Below are 24198 nucleotides of genomic sequence, written 5' to 3'. Positions count from 1 at the left end.
TCAGAAGTACCCCTCGCGCTTACGGTCTTCCATCCCCGCCTCGGAGATGCGGTCGTCGGCGCGGGTCGCGCCGCGTTCGGTCAGCCGCGACACCGCGGTCTCGGCGATGATCTCGTCGACGGTCGACGCGGTCGATTCGACGCAGCCGGTGCAGGTGACGTCGCCGACGGTGCGGAACCGCACGCTGGTCTCGAAGACCTCTTCCCCGTCGCGCGGCGCCATGAACGGATGCACCGCGAGCAGCATGCCGTCGCGCTGGAACACCGGGCGGGTGTGCGCGTAGTAGATGGCGGGCAGCGTGATGCCCTCGGCGCCGATGTAGGCCCAGATGTCGTACTCGGTCCAGTTGGACAGCGGGAACACCCGGATGTGCTCACCCTTGCGGTGGCGGCCGTTGTAGATGTTCCACAGCTCCGGCCGCTGCGCCTTCGGATCCCACTGCCCGAACTCGTCGCGGAAGCTGAACACCCGCTCCTTGGCGCGGGCCTTCTCCTCGTCGCGGCGCGCTCCGCCGAAGGCCGCGTCGAAGCGGTTCTCCCGAATGGCGCGCAGCAGAGTGACGGTCTGCAGCGGGTTGCGCGACGGGCCGTTGTCGACCACGCGGCCTGCGTCGATGTCTTCCTGCACCGAGGCGATGACGAGGCGGACGCCGTTCTCGGCGACCAGCCGGTCGCGGGTTTCGATGACCTCGTCGAAGTTGTGGCCAGTGTCGACGTGCATGACCGGGAACGGCAGCCGCGCCGGGGCGAAGGCTTTGATCGCCAGGTGCAGCATGACGATCGAGTCCTTACCGCCGGAGAACAGCAGCACCGGGCGTTCGAACTCGGCGGCGACCTCGCGGATGATGTGGATGGCCTCGGCCTCCAGCGAGCGCAGATGGCTCAGCTCGTACTGGCCCGGCTCCGGTGCGGCGACCTGAGCGGCTGTCATCGCTTACCTCTTTAAGTTGGTCGATCTTGCCAGATTACGCAGATTACCGGAAATTACCGGCGTGATCAGACCGGTGTCAAGGCGATCCAGCGTCCATCGGTTCATCGGCTTGTCAGTGGGCCTCGGTAAAGTCGCACGTATGTTCGGTACGGTGTTCGCGGAGCTGGATGAGTCCGCGGTGATCGCTGCGATCGGGCAGGCCGCGCGTGAAGAAGCCGAGGCCGGGGCGCGCAAGATGGCCGCGATCGCCCAGCTGGCGCATATGTCGGTGACCTACGACGAAGCGCGTGACCGGTGGGCCTATGACTCCTGGGCGGCGACGGCCACGGAGGTCGGCGCGGTGTTGAGCGTGGGGCACAAACGAGCCTCCGGGCAGATGCGGATCGCGGTCGCGCTGCGCGACCGGCTGCCCACGGTCGCGGAGCGGTATCTACAGGGCCGGCTCAGCTTCCGGCTGATCTCCGAAATCACATGGCGCACCCGCCTCGTCGAGGACTGGCAGGCGCTGGCCCTCCTCGACGCCGCACTGGCCGACAAGGCGCTGCGGTGGGGGTCGCTGTCGGATGCGGCGTTGGTGCGGGCCATCGACGCGCTGATCACCCGCTTCGACCCGGACGCGGTCACCCGAGCCCAAGACGCCGTCAAGACCCGCGACTTCCGGATCGGGGCCCATGACGACCCCGACGAACTGGTCACCGTATGGGGCCGACTTCTGGGCTGTGACGCCGCAGTGTTGTCGGCGCGGATCGCCGCGATGCTCAACGGAATCTGCAAGGGTGACCCCCGCACCATGGGCGAGCGGCGCTCGTGTGCCATGGGCGCCATCATCCAAGGCCAGGACCACCTACCCTGCCGGTGCGGCTCCCCCGACTGCACCGCAACCCCGCCACCCAAGTCGAAGGTGACCGTCTCCGTCATCGCCGACCCCGCCGCAATCGCAGCCGCCCAGAAGCTGATCGCCGACGAAGACCGACAACAACAACCGCACGCGGACGAACAACCCGATCCCGAGCCGCAGAAGCAGGAGCAGGCGCAGGCGCAGGCGCAGGCAGAGCCGAACCCTGAGCCGAAGGTGGAGAGCGACCCCGAGCCGCACGAAGGACCTGAGTCCGCGCCGGACGTGCCGAATCCCGAGCCGTGCCCGCGGGATTGCGGCGTGGCGTTGTCGCCGGGGGCGAAGATCTTGCCGATCGCGGCGTTGGCCGAGGCGATCCGCGGCGGGGCGACGATCAAACCCTTGTGGCTGCCCGGCCCGGATCCCGAACCGCACTACCGGCCGTCGGCCAAACTGGCCGCCTTCGTGCGCGCCCGTGACCTGTTCTGCCGCTTCCCGGGCTGCACCGTTCCCGCTGAACGCTGCGATATCGACCATGTCATCCCGTGGCCCTACGGACCGACTCACGCCTCGAATCTGCACTGCAAATGCCGCACCCACCACCTCGGCAAGACTTTCGACCACGGCTGGCGGGAAGAACAATCACCCGACGGCACGATCGTCTGGACCACCCCAGCCGGACAGCGCTACACCACCGCGCCCGGCAGCCGCCTGTTCTTCCCCGCCTGGGACACCACCACCGCCGAGTTGCCGCCACCGGCCCAACCGCCGCCGGAAACCGACCGCATCGCCAAAATGCCCAAACGACGACGCACTCGCGCCGCTGACAACGCCGCGCGTATCGCCGCCGAACGCGCCCACAACGCCGCGCAACGAGCGTCGGCCCGACAAGCAACGGCCAAACAAGCAACGGCCAAACCCGAGCATCCACCACCAGACCCGCTCGACCACGGCGACGACCCGCCACCCTTCTAAGACTCCGAGCGAACGAGGAACGCTAGAGCGTCACCTCGGTGAGCCGGCCCGTCGCGACGTCGAACACGAACCCGCGCACCGACTCGTGCTTGGTGACGAACGGGCTGGCCTCGATGCGCCGGATCGATTGGCGCACATCCTCTTCCAGGTCGCTGAAGGCTTCCGCCGCCCACTCCGGTTTGATACCGGTCTCGTCCTGGATCGACTTCTTGAATTCGTCGTCGGTGAACGTCAGCATGCCGCAGTCGGTGTGGTGGATCAGGATGATCTCCTTGGTCCCCAACAGCCGCTGACTGATCGCCAGCGAGCGGATCTCGTCGTCGGTGACGACACCGCCTGCGTTGCGGATGACGTGTGCCTCGCCGTCGCCCAGGCCCAGGATCCGGTACACGTCGAGCCGGGCGTCCATGCACGCGACCACCGCGACGTGCTTACTCGGCGGCAGCGGCAACGGGCCGCTGAACGTCTTCGCGTATTCCTCGTTGTTCTTCAGGTAGTCATCGGTCACCGACATGGCGTGAAAATAGCAGCCCGCGCGCACCGGCACACCGGTGAAAATCAGGCAGATCGGATGGCGTGATCAGCGCGCCTGCAGGTCGTACACCGTGCTGCCGCCCACCTGTTGCGGCGTGTAGTGCTCCTTGACCCAGGCCGCGATCTGCTGCGCGGCGCCGTCGCGGCCGAATCCGGGTGGGCCGCCGCGGCCGCCATCAATGAAGTAGCGGACCTCACCGTCGGCGACGTATTGCTGGAACTGCGCGAGTGTCGGTGAGTCGTCCGACCCGGTGAACCCGCCGATCGCCATGATCGACGCACCGGTCTGCAACTGCAGATTCGCCGACCCCATCGAGCCGATACTGGCTGCGGCCCAACGGTTGTCGACACCGCGGACGAGCTGCTGCAGGGCGGCGTCGTCCCGCTGCCCGAAAGGACCAGGCATCCCGCCAGGAGGCATGCCGCCGAAACCGTCCCCGCGCGCCGGGCCCGACATGGTGCCAGGCCCGCCCGACGGATGCGCGACGTTGTAGATCGCGAACGCGGTGGGTGCGGCCAGCCCGGCGACAGCGGCGGCGAACACGACGACCGCCGTCGCCCGGCCCAGGCGGTGCGCACCGATGGCGAGCACCGCGGCGACCACCACCGCGAGCACCAGCACCGCCCAGCGCAGCCACGGCACCCAGTCCGGCGTGCGGCCCAGCAGCACGAACGCCCACACGCCGGTGGCCGCCATCATCGCGGCCAGCACCAGCCGCGGCGCCACGAACCCTCTCCCCCGCCACGCCTCGGCGCTCGCGATACCGACCAGCGCCGCCACCGCGGGCACCAACGCCACTGTGTAGTACGGGTGCACGATGCCGTCCATGAAGCTGAACACCGCACCGGTCACCAGCAGCCAACCACCCCACAGCAGCAGGCTTGCCCGCACGGAGTCGGTGCGCGCGGCACGGCGGGTGAACCAGATGCCCGCGGCCAATGCGATCAGCGCGGCGGGTAGCAGCCACGACGCCTCGACACCCATCGAGTGTCCGAACAGCCTGCCAATACCCGGCTCGCCACCGAAGAACAGGTTCGCTCCGCGTCCCGGACCGTCACCGGGACCGCCGCCCGACGGCGGACCACCGTGGCCGCCACCCGGTCCGCCACCGCCTGCGATGCGCTGAATACCGTTGTAGCCCAACGCCAACTGCAGCAGGCTGTTGTCGGTCGACCCGCCGATATAGGGGCGCGACGCCACAGGCCACAGTTCGACCAGCACCAAGAACCAGCCCGCGGAGACCACCATCGCCCCCGCACCGGCCAGCAGCGTGGCGATCCGGCGCCACAAACCCACCGGTGCGGCCACCAGGAACGCCAGCGCCAGCCCGGGCATGACCAGGAACGCCTGCAGCATCTTGGTCAGGAACGCGAAGCCCAGGACACAGCCGACAAGGACCATCCAGCGGGTGCTCGCGGTCTCGATCGCCCGCACCATCGCGTAGGCGGCGACGACGAGCAGCAGCACCAGCAGGGCGTCGGGGTTGTTGAACCGGAACATCAACGCCGCCACCGGCATCCCGGCCAGCACCGCACCGGCGATCAGCCCGGCCGCCGGACCGCTCACCCGTCGCACCGCGGCGAACAGCACCCCGACCGAGGCCACGCCCATCAGCGCCTGCGGCAGCAGCATGGTGAACGCGCTGAACCCGAACAGTCGGGCCGACAACACCATCAGCCACAGCGACGCCGGGGGTTTGTCGACCGTGATCGAGTTGCCCGGGTCCAGCGAACCGAACAGCCACGCCGTCCAGTTCCTGGTGCCGGCCTGGACCGCGGCCGCGTAGTACTCGTTGGCCCACCCGGAGGCGCCCAGCCCCCACAGGTAGAGCACGGCGGTGGCGGCCAGCAGGGCCAGCAGCGCGGGACGTACCCAGCGCGGACGGGAGTCGGACGCGGCGGGCGCCGTCTCGAGCGGCGCGTCGGCGGTCACGGTCATAACAGAATCCTCGATGTCGGTGGGTGGGTCAGCGGGTACGCCGGGGATGGAAGACCCAGCCGCGCAACAGGACGAAGCGCATGACGGTGGCGGCGAGGTTGGCGGCCACCAGCACCGCCAGTTCGACGAACCGGTGCGGTTCGGCGGTGACGGTGTGCAGGACCGCCAGTGACCCGCTGGTGATGCCGAGCGCGATCACGAACACGATCAGGCCCTCGAGATGGTGGCGCGCGGCGCCGCTGCGTCCGGCGATCCCGAAGGTGAACCGGCGGTTGGCCGCGGTGTTGCCGACCGCCGTCACCGCCAAGGCGATCAGGTTGGCGGCCTGCGCGCCCAGCCAGCCGCGGGTCAGGACGAACAGCAGCAGGTAGGCCAGCGTGGAGAACACGCCGATGGCGCCGAACCGTACGGCCTGGCGCAGCAGCGAACCCGCCGGTGCGGCCGACCGCGACGGCGCCAGTTGCGCGGCGAGCAATTGGACCGGGATCGAACCGTTGGCGAAGCCGCGCAGCAGCCGGCCGATGCCCTTGAGGTCCGCGGTCGCGGTCGCGACGATGTCGACCCGGCTGTCCGGATCGTCGACCCAGTCCACCGGCACCTCGTGGATGCGCAGCCCGCTGCGTTCGGCCAGCACCAGCAGTTCGGTGTCGAAGAACCAGCCGGTGTCGGACACGTACGGCAGCAGCTGCCGCGCGACGTCGGCGCGGATCGCCTTGAACCCGCACTGGGCGTCCGAGAAGCGCGCCGAGAGTGTGGATTTCAGGATGAGGTTGTAGCAGCGGGAGATGAACTCGCGTTTGGCCCCGCGCACCACGCGGGCACCGCGGCTCAGCCGGGTGCCGATCGCCAGATCGGAGTGCCCGGAGATCAGCGAGGCGACCAGCGGCGCGAGGGCGGCCAGATCGGTGGACAGGTCGACGTCCATGTAGGCGAGCACCGGGGCGTCGGATTCCGACCACACCGCGTGCAGTGCGCGGCCGCGGCCCTTCTCTTCGAGCCGCACGAACCGCACGTCGGGCAGTTCGGCCGCCAGTTCCGCGGCGATCTTCGGGGTCGCATCGACGCTGGCGTTGTCGGCGATCGTGATGCGGGCCGGGAACGGGAAGTGGGCGTCGAGGTGGCGGTGCAGGCGGCGCACCGACGCGGCCAGCGCGGCCTCCTCGTTGTAGACGGGGACGACGACGTCGAGCACGGGCACACCGGCCGAGCGTGCTTCCGCCACGACATCGGGTCGGCCTGCGCGGTCAGCGTCGAGTTCCACGGCGGTACCTGTCATGCGATCCATGGTGGCCGCTCCGCGTGTGGCGACGATGGGCCGAAGCTATGTGGCCGCTGTGAGTCATGCGCGGCCCTCGGTGAGGTCGTAGACGGTGACGCCGTCGATGGTCTGCGCGCGGTAGTGCGCCTGCACCCACTCGGCGATGTCCGTCGCGGCGCGACTGCCGCTCTGCGGGGCCCGGCCGAATCCCAGGTGCGACCGGCCGCCGATGAAGTAGTGCACCTCACCGTCGGCCACGTAGCGCTGGAACTGTTCGAGGGTGGGCGACGGGTCGGTGCCGTTGAACCCGCCCAGCGCCAAAATCGTTGCACCACTCGACAATTGGTAACCGGCCGCGTTGTTGGACCCGACCACCGCGGCCGCCCAGCGGTAGTCCTGCGCATCGCGGGCCAGCGCTGCGCTGAGCTGCGCGCCGGCCTCCGGCGAACTCAGCAGCCCGGGCGGCCCGCCACCGAAACCGCCACCCGGGCCGACGCCGGGGATGGCGCCGGTGTGCGGGGTCGCCGCGGTGGCCGCCGCGTACGCCGCAGGGGACGCCAGGCACGCGACGACGGCCAGGCCCGCCACGGCGCGGGCGACACGGTCGGGCAGCCGCCCCACCACGACCAGCAGCACCGCCGCGCCCACTCCCCCGACGGCTACGGCCGCGCGCAGCCACGGCTGCCAGTCCACATTGCGCGACAGCAGCACCGCCGCGAGCACCGTCGTCACCAACACACCGCCGGCCAGCGCGACCGCACACCATGGCCGGAACCGGTTCTGCCACAACAGGTGTGCGCCGATCCCCACGACGGCGCCGACCGCGGGCGCCAACGCGACCGTGTAGTACGAGTGCACGATCCCGCCCGCGAAGCTGAACACCACTGCCGTCACCAGCAGCCATCCGCCCCAGTGGAGCAGCGCGGCCCGGCGAACGTCGGTGCGCGGGGCGCGCCAGGTGAGCGCCACCCCGGCGGCCAGGCAGATCAGTGCGGCGGGCAGCAGCCACGCGATGTCGAGGCCCATCCCGAATCCGAACAGCCGGCCCGGCCCGACGTCGTGGTCGAGGTTGCCGAGGCCGCCCACCTCGTTACCGGTGAGCCGGCCGATGCCGTTGTAACCCAGGGCGAGTTCGACGATGCTGTTGTGCTGCGATCCGCCGATGTAGGGCCGCGAGTCGGCGGGCCACAGCTCGGCGAGCACCAGATACCAGCCACCCGCGATCACCAATGCCGCCGCGGCACCGAGCAGGGCCGCCAGTCGGCGCCGCACCGAACCGGCGCCTGCCACCAGGTAAGCCACGGCGAAACCGGGCAGCACCAGCAGCGCCTGCATCATCTTGGCCAGGAATCCGAACCCGACGGCCACCCCGGCCGCGAGCAGCCACCACCGTCCGGCGTCGCGCTCGGTTGCCCGCGTCACGCAGTACCCGGCGACGACCAGCAGCAGCACCAGCAGCGCGTCGGGGTTGTTGAACCGGAACATCAACGCCGCCACCGGGGTCGACGCGAGGACGGCGCCGGCGAGTAGCGCGGCGCCGGGTCCGCTGACCCGGCGCACCGCGGCGTACAGCACCGCCACGGCGGCCACCCCCATCAGCGCCTGCGGCACGAGGATGCTCCACGAGTTCAGCCCGAACAGCCGCACCGAGACGTCGATCACCCACAGCGCGGCCGGGGTCTTGTCGACGGTGATGCCGTTGGCCGCATCGCTGGAGCCGAACAGCATCGCCGTCCAGTTCTGGGCACCGGCCTGCGCGGCGGCGGAGTAGAACGCGTTGGCCCATCCGCTGGCGGCGAGGTTCCACAGGTAGAGCACTGCGGTCGCGGTGAGCAACACCCCGAACGCGAGCCTGTGCGACCAGACAGAGATTCGCGCGTTCGGGGCATCGATCGCGCGAATCTGTGTCTGGTCGGCAGGGAGAACGAGGGTCACTCGGCCATGTTTCCCGACGACGCTAGGCCTCGGATTGGTCCTGCCTGTGTGTCAGCTGTGCGCCGCCCGGCAGCGTCACCGCGAATTCGGTGCGGCCGGAGGCACTGTCCACGTCGATGCGGCCGCCGTGGGCACGGACCACCGCGGCGACGATCGCCAGGCCCAACCCGGTGCTGCCGCCCCGGCGCGAGCGCGACGAATCCCCGCGGGCGAACCGCTCGAAGATCTCCGGCTGCAGGTCGCGCGGTATGCCCGGGCCGTCGTCGGTGACGGTCAGCACCGCACCACCGCCGGGCGCGGCCGCGAGCGCCGTCGTCACCGAGGTGCCGGGCGGGGTGTGCACCCGCGCATTGGCGAGCAGGTTGGCCAGCACCTGATGCAGCCGCGCCCCGTCGCCGGCCACCACCACCGGCTCCTCGGGCAGGTCCAGCGACCAGACGTGGTCGGGGCCCGCGGCGTGGGCGTCGCTCACCGCGTCGACCACCAGCCGCGACAGGTCGACCGGTTCGCACTCCAGCGGCCGTCCGTCGTCGAGGCGCGCGAGCAGCAGCATGTCCTCGACCAGCTGGGTCATCCGCGCGGTCTCGGACTCCACCCGGTTCATCGCGTGCGCGACATCGTCGGGCAGCACATCCGATTTCCGTTGTGCCAGTTCGGTGTAACCACGGATCGCGGCCAGCGGGGTGCGCAGTTCGTGGCTGGCGTCGGCGACGAACTGGCGTACCCGGGTCTCGCTGGCGTGCCGCGCCGACAAGGCCCCCGCGATGCGGTCGAGCATCCGGTTCAGCGACGTGCCGAGCTGGCCGACCTCGGTGTGCGCACTGGCGGGGTCGACGGCGACGATCGGCGTCGGCAGCCGCACCTCGCCGCGGTCGAGTTCCAGGTCGGCGACCTCGCGCGCGGCGGCCGACACCCGCGACAGCGGGGCCAGCTGTCTGCGGATGATCCACACCCCGGCGGCGGTCGCGCCGATCAGCGCGATCGCCCCCACCACGCAGAAGATGACGAGCACCGTGAGCAGGGTGTCGTCGACGTCGGAGGTCGGCAGCCCGGTGACGATCGCGTCGGCCGGGCCGCGGGCGGGCAACGCGATCACCCGGTAGCGGCCGAGCCCGTCGAGGTCGAGCGAGCGCGGTGTCTCGTCGGCGGGGACCGCGGCGAGCTGCTGGGCGGCGGTGTCCCCGATCTCCTGGCGGGCGCCGTCGGCGGTGATGATCCCGGCGTCGACGGCGCCGTCGCGCGAGACCACCGCCCCGACGGTGCGGGCGGCCTGTCCGGGCGCGTTGAGGAAGGCGGGGCCGGGTCCGTTGTCCTCGCGGAAGCCGGGCCGCCGGAGTACGGGAGGCAGGCGGTGGCGCGGGCCTGGCATCATCATCGGCGGGCTGACCGGCGGCGGACCGAATTCATAGAGCCCGGCCGACCGGCGTCCGGTCTCGGCGAGTTGGGTGTCGAGCTGGGTGTCGAGGAACCGTTTCAAGGCCAGTTCGGTGCCGACGCCGACCGCCGCACACACCAGCGCGAGCAGCACGATCAGGGTCGCCAGCAGCCGGCCGCGCAGGGACCACGTGCGCGGGGAGAGGATCCGCGACCGGCCGACCGGCTCAGCGGGCGGCGGGTTTGAGGACATACCCGGCGCCGCGCAGCGTGTGGATCATCGGTTCGCGTCCGCTGTCGATCTTCTTGCGCAGATACGACACGTACAGCTCGACGATGTTGGAGCGGCCGCCGAAGTCGTAGCTCCAGACCCGATCGAGGATCTGGGCCTTGCTCAGCACCCGCTTGGAATTTCGCATCATGAAGCGCAGCAGTTCGAATTCGGTGGCGGTCAACGTGATCGGGTCACCGCCGCGGGTGACCTCGTGGCTGTCCTCGTCGAGCACCAGATCGCCGACGACGATCTTGGCGCCGCCGGTCTCGCTGACCCCGGTGCGCCGCAGCAGCGCCCGCAGCCGCAACACCACCTCTTCGAGGGAGAACGGTTTGGTGACGTAGTCGTCGCCGCCCGCGGTCAGCCCGGCGATGCGGTCCTCGACGGAGTCCTTCGCGGTGAGCAGCAGCAGCGGCAGGCCGGGGATCTGCTCGCGGAGTTTGGCCAGCACCTCGAGACCGCTCATATCGGGCAGCATCACGTCGAGGACGACGACGTCGGGCGGGTTCTCGCGCGCCAGCGCGATCGCGGTGGCGCCGTCACCCGCGGTGGAGATGTCCCAGCCCTCGTAGCGCAGCGCCATCGAGACGAGTTCGGCGAGCACCGGTTCGTCGTCGACGACGAGCACCCGCACCGGGTTGCCGTCGGCGCGGCGCATGACCGACCGGTCGGCGTCGGTCTGGTTGGGGCTCATGAATGCCATTATTCGCGCCGCGATGGGCCGACCCTGTGCCGTGCCTATGCGCCCGCTGTGAAACCCGTATCTCACATGCGGCTCACAGCGCACACCCATGTCCGGCCCGCACGATGGCGTCATGAGTGATGTGTGGGGCACGCCCGGCGGCGGGCGATGGAGCGGCCGGGAGACCGCAGCGGCGATCGCCGTTGCCGCCGTCATCGCCGCCCTGGGCGGCGGGGTGATCTACGCGGCCACCGACCAACCGTCGGTCGGGCCGGGGTCGCACCAGTTCGGCCCACCGCCCGGCGGCTTCGGGGGTCCAGGCGGTCCCGACGGCCCCGGCGCGCCGCCACCGCCGCAGCGCTGATTCCGCGAGGGTCTTCTACCCTCTAGCCCATGCAGGCCAGCAGCGGCAGTCGCCGATGACGCGTTTCCTGGCGCGCCGGCTGCTCAACTACATCGCGCTGTTGATGCTCGCGTCGTTCCTGACGTTCACGCTGACCTCGCTCACCTTCGAACCGCTCGACAGCCTGCTGGAGCGCAGCCCCCGCCCGCCGCAGGCGGTCATCGACGCCAAGTCCGCCGAACTCGGCCTCGACCAGCCGATCCCGTTGCGCTACGCGGACTGGGTCTCCGGCGCGGTGCGCGGCGACTTCGGCACCACCGTGACCGGTCAGCCCGTCGGCGAGGAGCTGTGGCGGCGCATCGGGGTGACGCTGCGGCTGCTGGTCATCGGATCGGTGCTGGGCACGATCGTCGGCGTGGTGGTCGGCGCGTGGGGTGCGGTACGGCAGTACCGGCTGTCGGACCGGGTGATCACGATTATCTCGCTGCTGGTGATCTCGACGCCTTCATTCGTCATCGCGAGCCTGCTGATCCTGGGTGCGCTGAACGTGAACTCGTGGCTGGGCGTACAGCTGTTCCAGTACACCGGGGAGACCTCAGCGGACGCTGTGGGCGGGCCCGCGGCCCAGTTCGTCGACCGGTTGCAGCATCTGGTGCTGCCGACGGTGACGCTCGCGCTGGCCGCCGCGGCCGGCTTCAGCCGTTATCAGCGCAACGCGATGCTCGACGTGCTGGGCCAGGATTTCATCCGCACCGCCCGCGCCAAGGGGCTCACGCGCAGACAGGCGCTGTTCAGACACGGGCTGCGCACCGCGCTGATCCCGATGGCGACGCTGTTCGCGTATGGGGTGAGCGGGCTGGTCACCGGTTCGGTGTTCGTGGAGCGGATCTTCGGCTGGCACGGCATGGGTGAGTGGGTGGTGCAGGGTATCGCCACTCAGGACACCAACATCGTCGCGGCGATCACGGTGTTCACCGGGACCACGATCCTGTTGGCGGGATTGCTGTCGGACGTCATCTACGCGGCGCTGGATCCGAGAGTGCGGGTGACCAGGTGATGAGCGATTCGACGAGTACCGCAGCGCGCTCGGGGCTGCACACCGAGCGGTTCGCTTCGCGGCGGACGCTGGTGCTGCGCCGGTTCCTGCGCAACCGGCAGGCGGTCATCGCGTTGATCCTGCTGGTGCTGATGTTCGCCGGCTGCTACCTGTTGCCGCCGCTGCTGCCCTACAGCTACGCCGAACTCGACTACTACGCGCTGCAGCAGCCGCCGTCGGGCGACCACTGGTTCGGCACCAACGCACTCGGGCAGGACCTGTTCGCGCAGACCCTGCGCGGGATGCAGAAGTCGATGCTCATCGGCGTCGCGGTGGCGTTCATCTCGACGATCATCGCCGCCACGGTCGGCGCGGTCGCGGGCTACTTCGGCGGCTGGCGCGACCGTGCGCTGATGTGGCTGGTCGATCTGCTGCTGGTGGTGCCGAGCTTCATCCTCATCGCCATCGTCACCCCCAGGACCCGCGACTCCGGCACCATCCTGTGGCTGATCCTGCTGCTGGCGGCGTTCAGCTGGATGATCAGCTCCCGCATCGTGCGCGGGTTGACGATGAGCCTGCGCGACCGCGAGTTCGTCGTCGCCGCCCGCTACATGGGGGTGTCGCACTGGCGGATCATCGTGCGCCACATCGTGCCCAACGTCGCGTCGATCCTCATCATCGACACCGCCCTCAACGTCGGGGTGGCGATCCTGGCCGAAACCGGGCTCAGCTTCCTGGGATTCGGTGTCCAGCGGCCCGACGTGTCGCTGGGCACGTTGATCGCCGACGGCACCCCCTCGGTGACCACGTTCCCCTGGGTGTTCCTGTTCCCGGCCGGGGTACTGATCCTGATCGTGTTGTGCGCGAACCTGATCGGCGACGGCCTGCGCGACGCGCTGGACCCCGCGGCCAGGCCGCCCCGGAAGGGGGCGACGAAGTGAGCCTGCTGGAAGTGTCCGGGCTGACCGTGACGTTCGCGACCGACACCGAGCGGGTGGCCGCGGTGCGGGGGCTGGACTACCACGTCGACGCCGGTGAGGTGGTGGCGCTGGTCGGCGAATCGGGCGCGGGCAAATCGGCGGGGGCGATGGCGGTGGCCGGGCTGCTGCCCGAACACGCCGAGGTGTCGGGGTCGGTGCGGTTGGACGGTGAAGAGCTGTTGACGCTCACCGACGCGGAGATGTCGCGGATCCGGGGCCGTCGCATCGGGACGGTGTTCCAGGATCCGATGTCGGCGCTGACCCCGGTCTACACGGTGGGCGATCAAATCGCCGAGGCGCTGCGGGTGCACAACCGCGACCTCGGCAAGCGGGCGGCGCGCACCCGCGCGGTCGAACTGCTCGAACTCGTCGGCATCGCACAGCCCGAACGCCGCGCGCGGGCGTTCCCGCACGAACTGTCCGGCGGTGAGCGGCAGCGGGTCGTCATCGCGATCGCGATCGCCAACGACCCGGACCTGATCATCTGCGACGAGCCCACCACCGCGCTCGACGTGACCGTGCAGGCCCAGATCCTCGACGTGCTGCGCACCGCCCGCGACGTCACCGGGGCGGGCGTGCTGATCATCACCCACGACCTCGGGGTGGTCGCCGAGTTCGCCGACCGCGCGCTGGTGATGTACGCGGGCCGGGCCGTCGAGATCGCCTCGGTTTCCGACCTGTACACCGCGCGCCGGATGCCCTACACCGTCGGGCTGCTCGGGTCGGTGCCGCGCCTGGACGCCGCCCAGGGTGCGCGGTTGGTGCCGATCCCCGGCGCCCCGCCGTCGCTGGCCGATCTGCCGCCGGGCTGCCCGTTCGCACCGCGCTGTCCCCTGGCGATCGACGAGTGCCGGGCCGCCGAACCCGAGTTGATCGAGGTGGGCCCGGGTCACCGGGCCGCGTGCATCCGCACCGAGCACGTCGCGGGTCGCCGCGCCGACGAGGTGTACGGCGTGTCGACCGCACCGGCGGCGGCACCGCCGAACGCCGACGCCCCGGTCGTGCTGCGGGTGACCGATCTGGTCAAGACCTACACGCTGACCGCCGGCGCGGTGTTCCGGCGCAAGATCGGCGAGGTGCGCGCCGTCGACGGCATCAGCGTCGACCTGCAGCAGGGCCGCACGCTCGGAATCGTCGGCGAATCCGGCTCGGGCAAGTCCACGACCCTGCACCAGATCCTCGACCTGACCGCACCGCAGGGCGGGTCGATCGAAGTGCTCGGCGCCGACGTGGCCACACTCGACGCCCGGCAGCGCCGCGCGCTGCGCGGTGACCTGCAGGTGGTGTTCCAGGATCCGGTGGCCTCGCTGGACCCCCGCCTGCCGGTCTTCGAAGTATTGGCAGAACCATTGCAGGCCAATGGTTTCGACAAGTCACGCATCGACAACCGGGTGGCCGAGCTGCTCGGCATCGTGGGGCTGCGACGGGAAGACGCCAGCCGGTACCCGGCCGAGTTCTCCGGCGGGCAGAAGCAACGCATCGGGATCGCGCGGGCGTTGGCGACGCAGCCGAAGATCCTCGCCCTCGACGAACCGGTCTCGGCGCTCGACGTGTCGATCCAGGCCGGCATCATCAACCTTCTGCTGGACCTGCAGGAGCGGTTCGGGCTGTCGTACCTGTTCGTCTCGCACGACCTGTCGGTGGTCCGCCATCTGGCCCACCGGGTGGCGGTCATGCACAGGGGCACGATCGTCGAACAGGGCGACGGCGACCAGATCTTCACCGCACCCCGCCATGAGTACACCCGGCGCCTCCTGGCCGCGGTCCCGCAACCGAGCGTCGGGCAACGTTAAAGTTTGTGCGCATGACGATGCGACGCCTGGCTGCGGCCGCCCTCGCCGCCGCACTGCTGCTGGCCGGCTGCTCCACCGACAACCCCGACGGCGCCCCGTCACCCGGCGGCAACGCCGAACTGGGCGCCACCAACGACATCAACCCGCAGGACCCGGCGAACCTGCGCGACGGCGGTAATCTGCGGCTCGCGCTCAGCGGCTTCCCGCCGAACTTCAACACCCTGCACATCGACGGCAACCTCGGCGAGCTCGGCTCGCTGCTGCGCCCGACGATGCCGCGCGCGTTCGTCATCTCGCCGTCGGGTGAGGCCACCGTCAACCCCGACTACTTCACCAACGTGGAGTTGACAAGGACCGATCCGCAGACGGTCACCTACACGATCAACCCCAAGGCGGTGTGGAGCGACGGCACGCCGATCACCTGGGAGGACATCGCGAGCCAGATCAATGCCACCAAGGGTGAGGACCCGGCGTACCTGATCGCCGCCCCGAACGGCAGCGAGCGCGTCGCCTCGGTGACCCGCGGCGCCGACGACCGACAGGCGGTCGTCACGTTCGCCAAGCATTACGCCGACTGGAAGGGCATGTTCGCCGGCAACACCATGCTCTATCCGAAGAGCATGACCGCCACGCCAGAGGCGTTCAACAAGGCTCAGCTCAACGGCCCCGGCCCCTCGGCAGGACCGTTCCTGGTCAGCAACGTCGACAAAGCCGCGCAGCGGATCACGTTGAGCCGCAACCCCAAATGGTGGGGCGCGCCGCCGCGGCTGGACACGATCACCTACACGGTGCTCGACGACGCGGCCAAGATCCCGGCGCTGCAGAACAACGCGCTCGACGCGGTGGGGCTGGCGTCGCTCGACGATCTGACGATCGCGCAGCGCACCGCAGGGGTATCGATCCGCCGGGCCCCCGCGGCCAGCTGGTACCACCTCACGTTCAACGGCGCCCCGGGTTCGGTCCTGAGCGATCCGGCGCTGCGGATGGCCGTCGCCAAGGGCATCGACCGGCAGGTCATCGCCGACGTCAGCCAGCGTGGGCTGGTGAACACCCCCACGACGCTGGACAACCACATCTACGTGGCCGGCCAGGAGGGGTACGAGAGCAACGGCATCCCGTTCGACCCGGAGGCCGCCAAACGCGAACTCGACGCGCTGGGCTGGCGGCTGAACGGGCAGTTCCGGGAGAAGGACGGTAAGCAGCTGGTGATCCGCGACGTGTTCTACGACGCGCAGAGCACCCGGCAGATCGCCCAGATCGCCCAGAACCTGCTGGCGCAGATCGGGGTCAAGCTCGATCTGATCGCCGCCCCCGGCGGCGCGCTGTTCACCCAGTACGTGACGCCGGGCAACTTCGACATCGCGCAGTTCGCCTACGCCGGCGACGCTTTCGCGCTGTCGAGCCTCACGCAGATCTACGCCTCCGGAGGTGAGGGCAACGTCGGCAAGATCGGCAGCCCGCAGATCGACGCGCAGATCGAGAAGACGCTGTCCGAACTCGATGCCGCCAAGGCCCGCGCGCAGGCCAACGAACTGGACAAGATGCTGTGGGCGGAGGTGCACAGCCTGCCGCTGTTCCAGTCGGCAGGCAACGTCGCGGTGCGCAGCAGCCTGGCCAACTACGGGCCCGCCGGGATCGGCGATCTGGACTACACCAAGATCGGCTTCATGAAGTAGGGCCCGCAGTTCGGGTCTCGCTGATCCAAACGGTGCTCCCCGCGGCGTCACCTCGGTAGAACCGAGCCATGACGACTGTGGAGAACGCCCGGGCACTGCCCGGCTCACCGGAATTCGCCGTGCTGCTGGCCCAGATCGCCGCGGGCGCACGGCAGCGGGACCTGGCCGACGAGAACCCCTTCGATCAGGTGGCGGCGCTCAAACGCGCCGGGTTCGGCACCCTGCGACTGCCCGAAGCCCTCGGCGGCGCGGGTCTGACTGTGCCGCAACTGTTCTCGACGATCATCGACGTGGCGGCCGCCGATCCTATTGTCGCGCACATCTTCCGCACCCACTTCTGGTTCGTCGAGGAGCGGCTGCGCACCCTCGACGATCCGGCGTCGCGGCGGTGGCTGGACAGGGTCGTCGACGGCAAGATCTTCGGCAACGCGTTCAGCGAGAAGGGCGGCCTGGCGGTCGGCAGCTTGGTGTTCAACACGCGCCTGCTGCCCGACGGTCATGGCGGCTACCGGCTCACCGGCGAGAAGTACTACAGCACCGGTACCCTGTTCTCGGATTACCTGACCGTCACCGCGACCACCGACCACGATTCGGTCGCGACCGTCGTGGTGCCCACCGACCGTCACGGCGTCGGCGTGGTGGACGACTGGGACGGCTTCGGTCAGCGCCGGACCGGGACCGGCACGACGACGTTCACCGACGTCTCGGTGTCGGCCGACGAGGTGCTCACCGATTCGCCGTACGACGCGGAAGCGGCGCCCACGGTGCAGTACGCCTCGCTGCAGCTGTTCATCCACGCGGTGGTGGCGGGGATCCTGCAGAACGTGGTCGAGGACGGTGTCGCGCTGCTGGAGTCCCGTGAGCGCAACTTCAGCCATGCGGTGGCCGAGCGGCCCACCGACGATCCGCTGCTGCAGCGTCAGCTGGGGGAACTGGCCAGCACGGCCTACGTGGCGCGTGCCGCGGTGCTCGACGCTGCGGCGACCATCGGCGCGGCGACCGACTCAGCGGTCGACGGGGTGCCGGATGCAACGTTGGCTCAGGAGGCGCAGCTGGCCGTCGCGAAGGTGAAAGTGCATCTGGACCGGGTGGCGCCGGAAGCGGCCACCCGACTGTTGGAGCTGGGCGGCGCCAGCGCCGCGAGCCGCAAGCGCAACCTCGACCGCCATTGGCGCAATATCCGCACGATCACGCTGCACAACCTGGTCGCCTACAAGGCGAAAGTGATCGGCGAGAACCTGTTGCACGGGACGCCGGTGCCGGCGAACGCCTACTTCTGAGTCTGAGCCGCTCAGCTGGTGGCGCCGGGGCGCTTGGTCGCCTTCTTGGCCGGGGCCTTCTTCGCGGGTGCCTTCTTGGCGGGCGTCTTCTTGGCGGCGGCCTTCGCCGGTTGTGCCTTGGCCGGTTGTGCCTTGGCCGGTTCTGCCTTCGCCGGTTGTGCCTTGGCCGGCGGGGCCTTCTTCGCCGGGGTCTTGGCGGCCTCGGTCTTGGCGGGTGGCGCCTTCACCGGTGTGGCCTTGGCCGGTGCCGACTTCTTCGCCGGGGCCACCTTCTTGGCCGGGGCGGCCTTCTTGGCGGCCGGAGTGTCTTTCGCCGGCGCCAAATTGGCCGCTTCGGTCTTGGTGGGCGTGGCCTTCACCGCAGCCTTTTTGGCCGGAACCTTCTTGGCGGGGGCTTTCTTGGCCGGGGCTTTCTTCGCGGGCGCCGTGGCGGCCGGTGTGGGCGCCTGGCTCGCGTCGGACGACGGCAACGCCGCGGGACGGTCATCGCCGTCGCTGTCGGAGGACGACCCGATGCCGACCCGTTCGGCGGCGCCCTCGACCGCGTCGCGCGCGCGTTGGGTGAGGTCACCGAGCGCAGCCCCCACGGCTGTGAGCAGATCGGTGACGCGCTGCTGCAGCGCGCCCTTGTCTCCTGACGTGTCTTCTGATGACACCTTTGGCCTCCCGTTTCAGGTATGCGTTCTAGGCCCCATACCCGTTTTCGCGGATACCTCACGTGTCTCGCGCCACGCACATGCGGCGATAAGGCGAAAACCCTCGCTCAGACGGTCAACTCGATGTGGTGCGCATCGGGCACCGACGCATACCGCTGCGGGCTGCAGGTCAGCACGATGACCTGCCCGTCACCGCCGATCACGTCGAAGACCGTGCCCATCTTGGTCAATCGGTCGGGATCGGTGAAGCCCAGCGCATCGTCGATGACGACCGGCACCGAATCCTCCTTGGCCACCAGCGCCGCCCCCGCGAGGCGGGCCACGATGCCCAACTGCTCCTTCGCCCCGCCCGACAGCGATTCATACGGCACCGTGCGGCCGGCCAGGGTCCGGTTGTTGATCCGCAGATCGCTGTCGATCTCGACTTCGAAGCTCTCGCCGAACACGAGCCGGCCGAGCCGTTCGACCTCGCGGCGGAAAGGTTCGACATAGCGTTCCCGCGTCGCGGAGCGGTGCCGGTTCATCACCGAGCGCAGCAGGTCGACCGCGCGGGCCCGACGGTGCACCCGCAGGTAATCCGACTCGGCGTGCTCGCGTTCGGTGTGGGCGTTGTCGAGTTGTCCCTGCCTGCCTTCGGTGCCGTACACCTTCAGGGCCGCGGTGACCTCGCGCAGTGATTCGGTCGCATCCTCGTGCCGGGCCTGCAGCACCCGCTCGCGACGCGTCACATCGTCGAGCGCGGCGTCCACCGCATCCGGGGCGCAGCCGGCGAGTTCCTCGCGCAGTTGCGTAACGTGGGCGGCGGTGCGTTCGGCGGCCTCGCGGTCGGCCTCGGCGGCCACCGACAGCGCCTCGTCGTCGGTGAGCGCCCGTGCCGCGGACAGTCGATCGGTCGCCGTGGTCAGCTCGGTCTGCGCTGCCGCGAGCTTCTCCCGCACCACCCCGAGCCGAGTCGCCTTCTCGTTCAACCGCATCGACGCCGCCACCGCGACCTTGCGGTGCGTCTCGCAGACACCGATCGCCCGCTGGTGCGCGGCGACTGCGGCGTCGAGCGCGGCGCGGGCCGTCGCGGCGTCGGCGGGGCCCTCGAGCTCGAACAGACCGTCCTCGTCGGGTTGGCTGTCGCGGAGTTCGGCGAGGCGGGCATGCAGCTGTTCGGCGGTGTCCTCACCGGTCAGCGCGGCGACCGTGGCGCGCTGCGTGGCCTTCACCTGCTTCAATTCGCGCCGCCGCTCGTGAAGACTGCGCGCGCCGGCGACGTCCTCGGCCCCCGCGGCAGCCAACGCGGCTGCCAGATCCGCGGTCGCCGCGTCCAACCGCGCCTGGGTCTCCGCGGCGGGCGTCCCCGGCACCACCCGCGCGGTCAGCACGCCCGGCACGACGATCTCGGTCGGCGAGGTCGCGTTGACCGCCCAGTCCTGCCCGGCGGCCAATGAGACGGAGTCGTCGCCGACCCGCACCTCGACCGCACCGAGGGCATCGAGTTCGATTCGGGCGGAGGCCAATTCGGCCTGACCCGCCGCCCGCTCGACGGCCAGAGCGGCCACGTCGACCGCGCGCATCGCGGCGTCGGTGACCGTGATGCCCGCCAGCTCCGCGTCGACGGCCGCCAGCTCACGCACCGCGGCGTCGATCTTCGTCAGCCGCGCCGCCAGCCGGTCGGCCTCGTCACGGTCGGAAAGGCGTTGCGCCACATCGCGAGCCGCATCGACCCGCGCATGGTGGTCCTCCACCGCCGCGCGCGCCTGCGCGGCGGCCTGTTCGGCTGCCTCCGCGACTTCCCGCGCGGTGGCTTCCTCCTCGACCGCGGCGGCGACGGCGGCCTGCAGATCGGTGACCGCGGCGCCGCGCTGGTCGATGTCCGCGCGCAACCGCCGCCGTTCGGTCACCGCCGCGGACGATGCGGTGCGGGTGGCCTCCGCGGCCTTGGCGAGGACTTCGGCCTCCGCCACCTGGCGGCGCAGCGCCGCCACCGCCTGCGCGGCCTCGCGCGCCGCCGCCGACTCCTCGGCGAGGGCGGCGCGCTGCGCGGTGAGCTCGGCCAGCTGTTCGGTCAGCGCGGCGTGGCGGCGCACCGCCGCGTCGACTTCCCCGACCGCCTCGGTGCACCGGGCCACCTCGGCCTCGGCGGAGTCCAACCGCTTCTTCGCGGCGGCCAACTCGCCCGTCGCTCGGCCGGTGGCGGTGTAGTAGCGGGCGTACTCCCCGTCGATCCGGTCGATCAGCAGCGGTTCGGTCCCGGAGAGGGTGTCGGCCTCGCCGGCGGCGACGTCGAGGGCGCGGGCCAGCGCATCGGAAGCCGAGAGGTCGACCGGTGCCGTCGACGTCGACTGCCAGACCCGTTGCGCCTGCCACAGATCCATGTCGACGGTCTGCTCGAGCAGCGCCAGTGCCCGCTCGTGCGCCTCATCGCCGGTGAGCTGCTCACGCTGCGGAGCGAGGATGGTCAGCTCCGTCTCGGCCCGCTTGTGGAAGCGTTTGCGATACACGAAGCGGTATGGCCCGGTGGAGATCTCGGCACTGATCTCGGCACCCACATCGGCGTGGGTGGGTTTGACCTGCTTCACTTCCTTCTTCGTGGACCGGTCCTTGGCGGCGAAGAGCAGATCGAGCGCCTCGATCATCGACGATTTGCCGATCTCGTTGGCGCCGCTGATCACCACGACGCCGCGGTCGGGGAACTCGATCTCACGGCGGCTGACCCCGCGATAGTTGGTCAACACCAGGCGGTGCAACTTCATGCGGCATCACTCCGTTCGACCAGGCGCAGCAGCAACGCCAGTGCGGCGCGGGCGTCGTCGGCGTGGTCGCCGTCGGCCCGGGCGGCCTCGACGAGTTCGTCGACGGCCGCGGCCGCGAACCCGCCGATGCCCAGGTCGTCGAATTCCCCGTCGGCGGGCAGCACCGCGATGTCGGTGCCGCGCTCCCACTCGGTGAGCGCCGCGAACAGCCGGGAGTACTTGAGCAGACACTCATCCAGCGCGGCCTTGTCCGTCACGGTCAATGAACCGGTCAGGCCCAGGCGCACGACCGTGCGTTCCTTGTCCGGCATCAGGTCGAGGTTCATGTCGAGGTCGGCCACGTCGCGGCTGTCGTCGACCGAACGGGTCAGCGTGACGAACCGCCAGCGGCCCAACCGCTTCGCGGTGACCTGCACCGGGCGCCGGGCGTCGTCCTCGTCGATGTCCACCACGAGTGCGTGACCCGAGGCGGATTCGATGTCGTCGTAGTTGGTGACCTCCGGCGACCCGGAGTACCAGACCCGGCCGGTAGCGCCGACGTCGGTGCGAGAGTGCTTGTCGCCCAACGCGACATAGTGCACCGCGCCGCGGGCCAGCGCCGCCTCGACCGCGGCCAGCCGGATCAGCGCAGCTTTGTCCTTACCGGGGTCGATCGCGTCGACGGCGCCGTGGCCGACCACGACGCGCGTCACCCCGTCGGCGGGCAGATCGGCGAGCACGTCGCCGACGAGGTCGCTGGTGGGGGCCTTCGACCGCCACGGGGCGGCGACGAGTTCGAGACCGGGCCGCACCTGGTGCGCGCCGGCGCGGTCGAGCACCGTGACGTTGTCCGGGCATTCGGCGGTGAACAGCGCGCTGGTGTAGACCGACGAGGCGTCCAACGGGTCGTGGTTGCCGGGCAGCAGGTAGACCGGGACACCGATGGTGCGCATCGCCTCCAGCGACTGGCTGATCTCGCGCGGGGAGAGTTGATTGTGCTCGAATACGTCACCGGCGACCACCACGAACTCCGCGCCGGATTCGGCGGCGAGCTCACCGACCGCCACGACCGCCTCGCGCCGCGCCGCCGAGTAGCGCGGCTGCGCCTCGCCGTTGAGGAAATGCCGGGTCATACCGAGCTGCCAATCGGCGGTGTGCACAAATCGCATGTGGCCCCGTACCTTTCCCCTCGTCATGTCCCTCGTTCGGGCGCATGGCGAGTGTATGGCCGGGCACCGACAAGTCCTCGGACCTCGACCGGCATGTGGGCGGGCGACCTAACGTGGGGGGTGTGAATTCGCACGTCCGCACCCTGGTTCTGCTCCGGCACGGCAAGTCCGACTATCCCGACGGCGTCGACGACCACGCCCGGCCGCTGGCCGCGCGCGGACGCCGCGAGGCCGCGTTGGCCGGCGACTGGCTGCGCGCGCACGTCCCGCCGCTGGACGGGGTGCTCTGCTCGACGGCGACCAGGACGCGCCAGACGCTGGAACGCACCGGCGTGGAGGCGCCGGTACGCCACCTCGACCGGCTCTATGACGCCACGCCCGGCATCGTGATCGACGAGATCACCAAGGTGACACAGCATTTCGACCACCCGGTGCACACCCTGCTGGTGGTCGGCCACGAACCCGCGATGTCGGCGGTCGCCCTGGGACTGGCCGACGCCGAGGACAGCGACCGTCAGGCCGCCGACGGCATCGCGGCGAAGTTCCCGACCTCGGCGATCGCGGTGCTGCGCACCGAGCAGCCGTGGGCGGAGCTGGGGCTGGGCGGCGCCGCACTGGTCACCTTCCACATCCCCCGGCAGCCGTGATTTCGGTGTAGTTCGTTGCGCTCACCGCAACCAACTACACCGAAATCGCCAGGAGCTAGGAGTTGGTGGCGAGCGTGAGTTCCATCAGCTTGATCGCCATCCCGCAGGCGTCGATTCCCGGGGCCTGCGGGTTGACCCACCAACCGACCACACCGCCCGCGTCGCTGGCCACGCCGCACGAGCCGTTCGGGTCGTTCGGCCGCATGACGAACGACGGCACGCCGGCCACCGACCGGTTCTCGATCTGATACTTGAGCTTTTCGGCCGTCGAGCGCTCGTTGTCGAGGCTGCCCTCCTCGAACCAGAAGCGGGTGATGTCGACCAGCCCGGCGGGGTTGGCCGCCTGCCAGCGGCAGACCGCCCCGACGAACGTGCTCTGGATGTCGAGCGGATCGGCGCCGACGGTCTCGGCGAGGATGTCCTCGGTCAGGACGTCGCACTCCTTGAGCAGGTTCGGGTACTGCTCTTCGGAGTCGTTGTTGCTCGGGCCGCCGCCGGATCCGGCGCGCGCCGCGGTGCCCTCCACGGTGCGGGTGCAGCCCACCAACATCGTCAACGTCGCGAGCAGTGCCGCGACGACGGCCAGGGTCCGGGTCATTCGGAGTTCACAATCGATTGACGGGTCAGTTCCTTGGCCACTTCGCACGGGTCCGGGAACGGCTTCTGGGCGAAGCTGACCGACCACTCGATGAAGTCGTTGTCGAACTGGATGCCGATCTCGCAGAGGTTCGTGCCCAGCGTCAGATCGTCACCGGTGGCGATGAACCCGTCATGGCCCTCGATGTTGATGTCCTCGACGCTGGTGCGCGAGAGCTCCTCGGTCTTGCGTTCCCGCCCGATCGGGCTGCCGCGGAAGTGGGTGAACGAGAAGTGCGGCCCGACGATGCTCCCGCCGGCCAGCCACTGGCAGCCCACCGAGGTCGTGGCGGTGTTCACCAGCCCCGGCACCTCGGTCAGCTGGCTGATGGTCTGGTCGCTGATGCCGCCGCACTGCGGGAAGAACGGACCGTGCTTGATGTCCTGCTGGGCCTGGGTGCTCTGTGGCGCCTCGCCGGGGGCCGCCGGTTCCTCCGAGCCGGAGCATGCGGCCAACAGCGGGAGCACGGCCGTCGCCAGCGCGGCCAGCGCTTTCGCGGTGCGGGTCGGTCCCATGCTGGGGTTC

General features: G+C 70.1%; 20 protein-coding genes. 8 read left to right on the top strand and 12 right to left on the bottom strand.

Features of this window, described 5'->3' with window-relative positions; translation table 11 throughout:
- Window positions 1–930, bottom strand: a complete 930-nt coding sequence (gene cysD, locus AU194_RS14645; protein ID WP_059089985.1) for a sulfate adenylyltransferase subunit CysD — start codon at window positions 928–930, stop codon at window positions 1–3.
- A gap of 139 nt (window positions 931–1069) precedes the next feature.
- Between cysD and AU194_RS14640 the strand changes: the two genes are divergently transcribed.
- The gene (locus AU194_RS14640; protein WP_059089984.1) at window positions 1070–2740 is read left to right on the top strand and encodes a DUF222 domain-containing protein; all 1671 of its coding nucleotides are present in this window, start codon (window positions 1070–1072) and stop codon (window positions 2738–2740) included.
- Window positions 2741–2762: 22 nt separating this feature from the next.
- On the opposite strand, the gene AU194_RS14635 is transcribed toward AU194_RS14640, so the two are convergent.
- From AU194_RS14635 to AU194_RS14610, 6 genes are all read right to left on the bottom strand, one after another.
- Window positions 2763–3254, bottom strand: coding sequence for a carbonic anhydrase (locus tag AU194_RS14635; protein WP_059089983.1), 492 nt, complete (start codon window positions 3252–3254; stop codon window positions 2763–2765).
- Window positions 3255–3320: 66 nt separating this feature from the next.
- Complete coding sequence (locus AU194_RS14630; RefSeq protein WP_059089982.1) at window positions 3321–5213, bottom strand: glycosyltransferase family 39 protein; 1893 nt, start codon at window positions 5211–5213, stop codon at window positions 3321–3323.
- 28 nt (window positions 5214–5241) lie between these two features.
- Window positions 5242–6498, bottom strand: a complete 1257-nt coding sequence (locus AU194_RS14625; protein WP_059089981.1) for a bifunctional glycosyltransferase family 2/GtrA family protein — start codon at window positions 6496–6498, stop codon at window positions 5242–5244.
- Between the two features lie 54 nt (window positions 6499–6552).
- A complete protein-coding gene (locus AU194_RS14620; RefSeq protein ID WP_059089980.1) occupies window positions 6553–8406 on the bottom strand; it encodes a glycosyltransferase family 39 protein in 1854 nt (617 codons plus the stop codon).
- A 22-nt stretch (window positions 8407–8428) separates the two neighbouring features.
- Window positions 8429–10033 (bottom strand): cell wall metabolism sensor histidine kinase WalK, encoded by a 1605-nt coding sequence (locus tag AU194_RS14615; protein WP_059089979.1) that lies wholly within the window; start codon window positions 10031–10033, stop codon window positions 8429–8431.
- Window positions 10008–10712 carry a response regulator transcription factor gene (locus tag AU194_RS14610; protein WP_059090025.1) on the bottom strand — a complete coding sequence of 235 codons (705 nt, stop codon included), beginning with the start codon at window positions 10710–10712 and terminating at the stop codon, window positions 10008–10010. Before AU194_RS14610 ends, AU194_RS14615 begins: the two co-directional genes overlap by 26 nt.
- Before the next feature lie 157 nt (window positions 10713–10869).
- Here AU194_RS14610 and AU194_RS14605 point away from each other — a divergent pair, with 157 nt between their 5' ends.
- From AU194_RS14605 to AU194_RS14580, 6 genes are all read left to right on the top strand, one after another.
- Window positions 10870–11100 (top strand): hypothetical protein, encoded by a 231-nt coding sequence (locus AU194_RS14605; RefSeq protein WP_059089978.1) that lies wholly within the window; start codon window positions 10870–10872, stop codon window positions 11098–11100.
- A gap of 55 nt (window positions 11101–11155) precedes the next feature.
- Window positions 11156–12136, top strand: a complete 981-nt coding sequence (locus AU194_RS14600; protein WP_059089977.1) for an ABC transporter permease — start codon at window positions 11156–11158, stop codon at window positions 12134–12136.
- Window positions 12136–13056 (top strand): ABC transporter permease, encoded by a 921-nt coding sequence (locus AU194_RS14595; RefSeq protein ID WP_059089976.1) that lies wholly within the window; start codon window positions 12136–12138, stop codon window positions 13054–13056. The genes AU194_RS14600 and AU194_RS14595 overlap by 1 nt, the downstream gene beginning before the upstream one ends.
- A complete protein-coding gene (locus tag AU194_RS14590) occupies window positions 13053–14888 on the top strand; it encodes an ABC transporter ATP-binding protein (protein WP_059089975.1) in 1836 nt (611 codons plus the stop codon). Before AU194_RS14595 ends, AU194_RS14590 begins: the two co-directional genes overlap by 4 nt.
- A gap of 11 nt (window positions 14889–14899) precedes the next feature.
- Window positions 14900–16564: an ABC transporter family substrate-binding protein gene (locus AU194_RS14585; RefSeq protein ID WP_059089974.1), complete on the top strand. Its 1665-nt coding sequence runs from the start codon at window positions 14900–14902 to the stop codon at window positions 16562–16564.
- Between the two features lie 68 nt (window positions 16565–16632).
- On the top strand, window positions 16633–17844 hold the full coding sequence (locus AU194_RS14580) for an acyl-CoA dehydrogenase family protein (protein ID WP_059089973.1): 1212 nt from the start codon (window positions 16633–16635) through the stop codon (window positions 17842–17844).
- Between the two features lie 11 nt (window positions 17845–17855).
- Here AU194_RS14580 and AU194_RS14575 read toward each other — a convergent pair whose 3' ends face one another.
- The 3 genes from AU194_RS14575 to AU194_RS14565 all read right to left on the bottom strand — a co-directional run bounded on the left by AU194_RS14575 (window position 17856) and on the right by AU194_RS14565 (window position 22389).
- On the bottom strand, window positions 17856–18500 hold the full coding sequence (locus tag AU194_RS14575) for a hypothetical protein (protein WP_059089972.1): 645 nt from the start codon (window positions 18498–18500) through the stop codon (window positions 17856–17858).
- Window positions 18501–18607: 107 nt separating this feature from the next.
- Window positions 18608–21241 carry an ATP-binding protein gene (locus AU194_RS14570; protein ID WP_059089971.1) on the bottom strand — a complete coding sequence of 878 codons (2634 nt, stop codon included), beginning with the start codon at window positions 21239–21241 and terminating at the stop codon, window positions 18608–18610.
- Entirely contained in the window at window positions 21238–22389 is a 1152-nt protein-coding gene (locus AU194_RS14565; protein ID WP_059089970.1) for an exonuclease SbcCD subunit D, read from the bottom strand. Before AU194_RS14565 ends, AU194_RS14570 begins: the two co-directional genes overlap by 4 nt.
- Before the next feature lie 122 nt (window positions 22390–22511).
- On the opposite strand from AU194_RS14565, the gene AU194_RS14560 reads away from it, so the two are divergent.
- Window positions 22512–23036: a histidine phosphatase family protein gene (locus tag AU194_RS14560; protein WP_059089969.1), complete on the top strand. Its 525-nt coding sequence runs from the start codon at window positions 22512–22514 to the stop codon at window positions 23034–23036.
- Window positions 23037–23091: 55 nt separating this feature from the next.
- Here the strand turns inward: AU194_RS14560 and AU194_RS14555 are convergent, their stop codons facing one another.
- Both AU194_RS14555 and AU194_RS14550 read right to left on the bottom strand, forming a co-directional pair.
- Window positions 23092–23634, bottom strand: a complete 543-nt coding sequence (locus tag AU194_RS14555) for a DUF3558 domain-containing protein (protein WP_059089968.1) — start codon at window positions 23632–23634, stop codon at window positions 23092–23094.
- Window positions 23631–24188 (bottom strand): DUF3558 domain-containing protein, encoded by a 558-nt coding sequence (locus AU194_RS14550; RefSeq protein ID WP_369804125.1) that lies wholly within the window; start codon window positions 24186–24188, stop codon window positions 23631–23633. The genes AU194_RS14555 and AU194_RS14550 overlap by 4 nt, the downstream gene beginning before the upstream one ends.
- Window positions 24189–24198 lie beyond the last annotated feature (10 nt).

It is taken from the genome of Mycobacterium sp. GA-2829 (assembly GCF_001499965.1).
Lineage (GTDB): Bacteria > Actinomycetota > Actinomycetes > Mycobacteriales > Mycobacteriaceae > Mycobacterium.
Note: the sequence above shows the minus strand (reverse complement) of the source record. Positions and strands in the feature narration are given on the sequence as shown.

Bases quoted from the DNA above. Each gene is read 5' to 3' on its own strand.
- cysD (WP_059089985.1), bottom strand. From the start codon at position 930: ATGACAGCCGCTCAGGTCGCCGCACCGGAGCCGGGCCAGTACGAGCTG.
- AU194_RS14565 (WP_059089970.1), bottom strand. From the start codon at position 22,389: ATGCGATTTGTGCACACCGCCGATTGGCAGCTCGGTATGACCCGGCAT.
- AU194_RS14615 (WP_059089979.1), bottom strand. From the start codon at position 10,033: ATGTCCTCAAACCCGCCGCCCGCTGAGCCGGTCGGCCGGTCGCGGATC.
- AU194_RS14625 (WP_059089981.1), bottom strand. From the start codon at position 6,498: ATGGATCGCATGACAGGTACCGCCGTGGAACTCGACGCTGACCGCGCA.
- AU194_RS14600 (WP_059089977.1), top strand. From the start codon at position 11,156: ATGACGCGTTTCCTGGCGCGCCGGCTGCTCAACTACATCGCGCTGTTG.
- AU194_RS14635 (WP_059089983.1), bottom strand. From the start codon at position 3,254: ATGTCGGTGACCGATGACTACCTGAAGAACAACGAGGAATACGCGAAG.
- AU194_RS14605 (WP_059089978.1), top strand. From the start codon at position 10,870: ATGAGTGATGTGTGGGGCACGCCCGGCGGCGGGCGATGGAGCGGCCGG.
- AU194_RS14555 (WP_059089968.1), bottom strand. From the start codon at position 23,634: ATGACCCGGACCCTGGCCGTCGTCGCGGCACTGCTCGCGACGTTGACG.
- AU194_RS14630 (WP_059089982.1), bottom strand. From the start codon at position 5,213: ATGACCGTGACCGCCGACGCGCCGCTCGAGACGGCGCCCGCCGCGTCC.
- AU194_RS14580 (WP_059089973.1), top strand. From the start codon at position 16,633: ATGACGACTGTGGAGAACGCCCGGGCACTGCCCGGCTCACCGGAATTC.
- AU194_RS14610 (WP_059090025.1), bottom strand. From the start codon at position 10,712: ATGCGCCGCGCCGACGGCAACCCGGTGCGGGTGCTCGTCGTCGACGAC.
- AU194_RS14595 (WP_059089976.1), top strand. From the start codon at position 12,136: ATGAGCGATTCGACGAGTACCGCAGCGCGCTCGGGGCTGCACACCGAG.
- AU194_RS14570 (WP_059089971.1), bottom strand. From the start codon at position 21,241: ATGAAGTTGCACCGCCTGGTGTTGACCAACTATCGCGGGGTCAGCCGC.
- AU194_RS14640 (WP_059089984.1), top strand. From the start codon at position 1,070: ATGTTCGGTACGGTGTTCGCGGAGCTGGATGAGTCCGCGGTGATCGCT.
- AU194_RS14550 (WP_369804125.1), bottom strand. From the start codon at position 24,188: ATGGGACCGACCCGCACCGCGAAAGCGCTGGCCGCGCTGGCGACGGCC.
- AU194_RS14585 (WP_059089974.1), top strand. From the start codon at position 14,900: ATGACGATGCGACGCCTGGCTGCGGCCGCCCTCGCCGCCGCACTGCTG.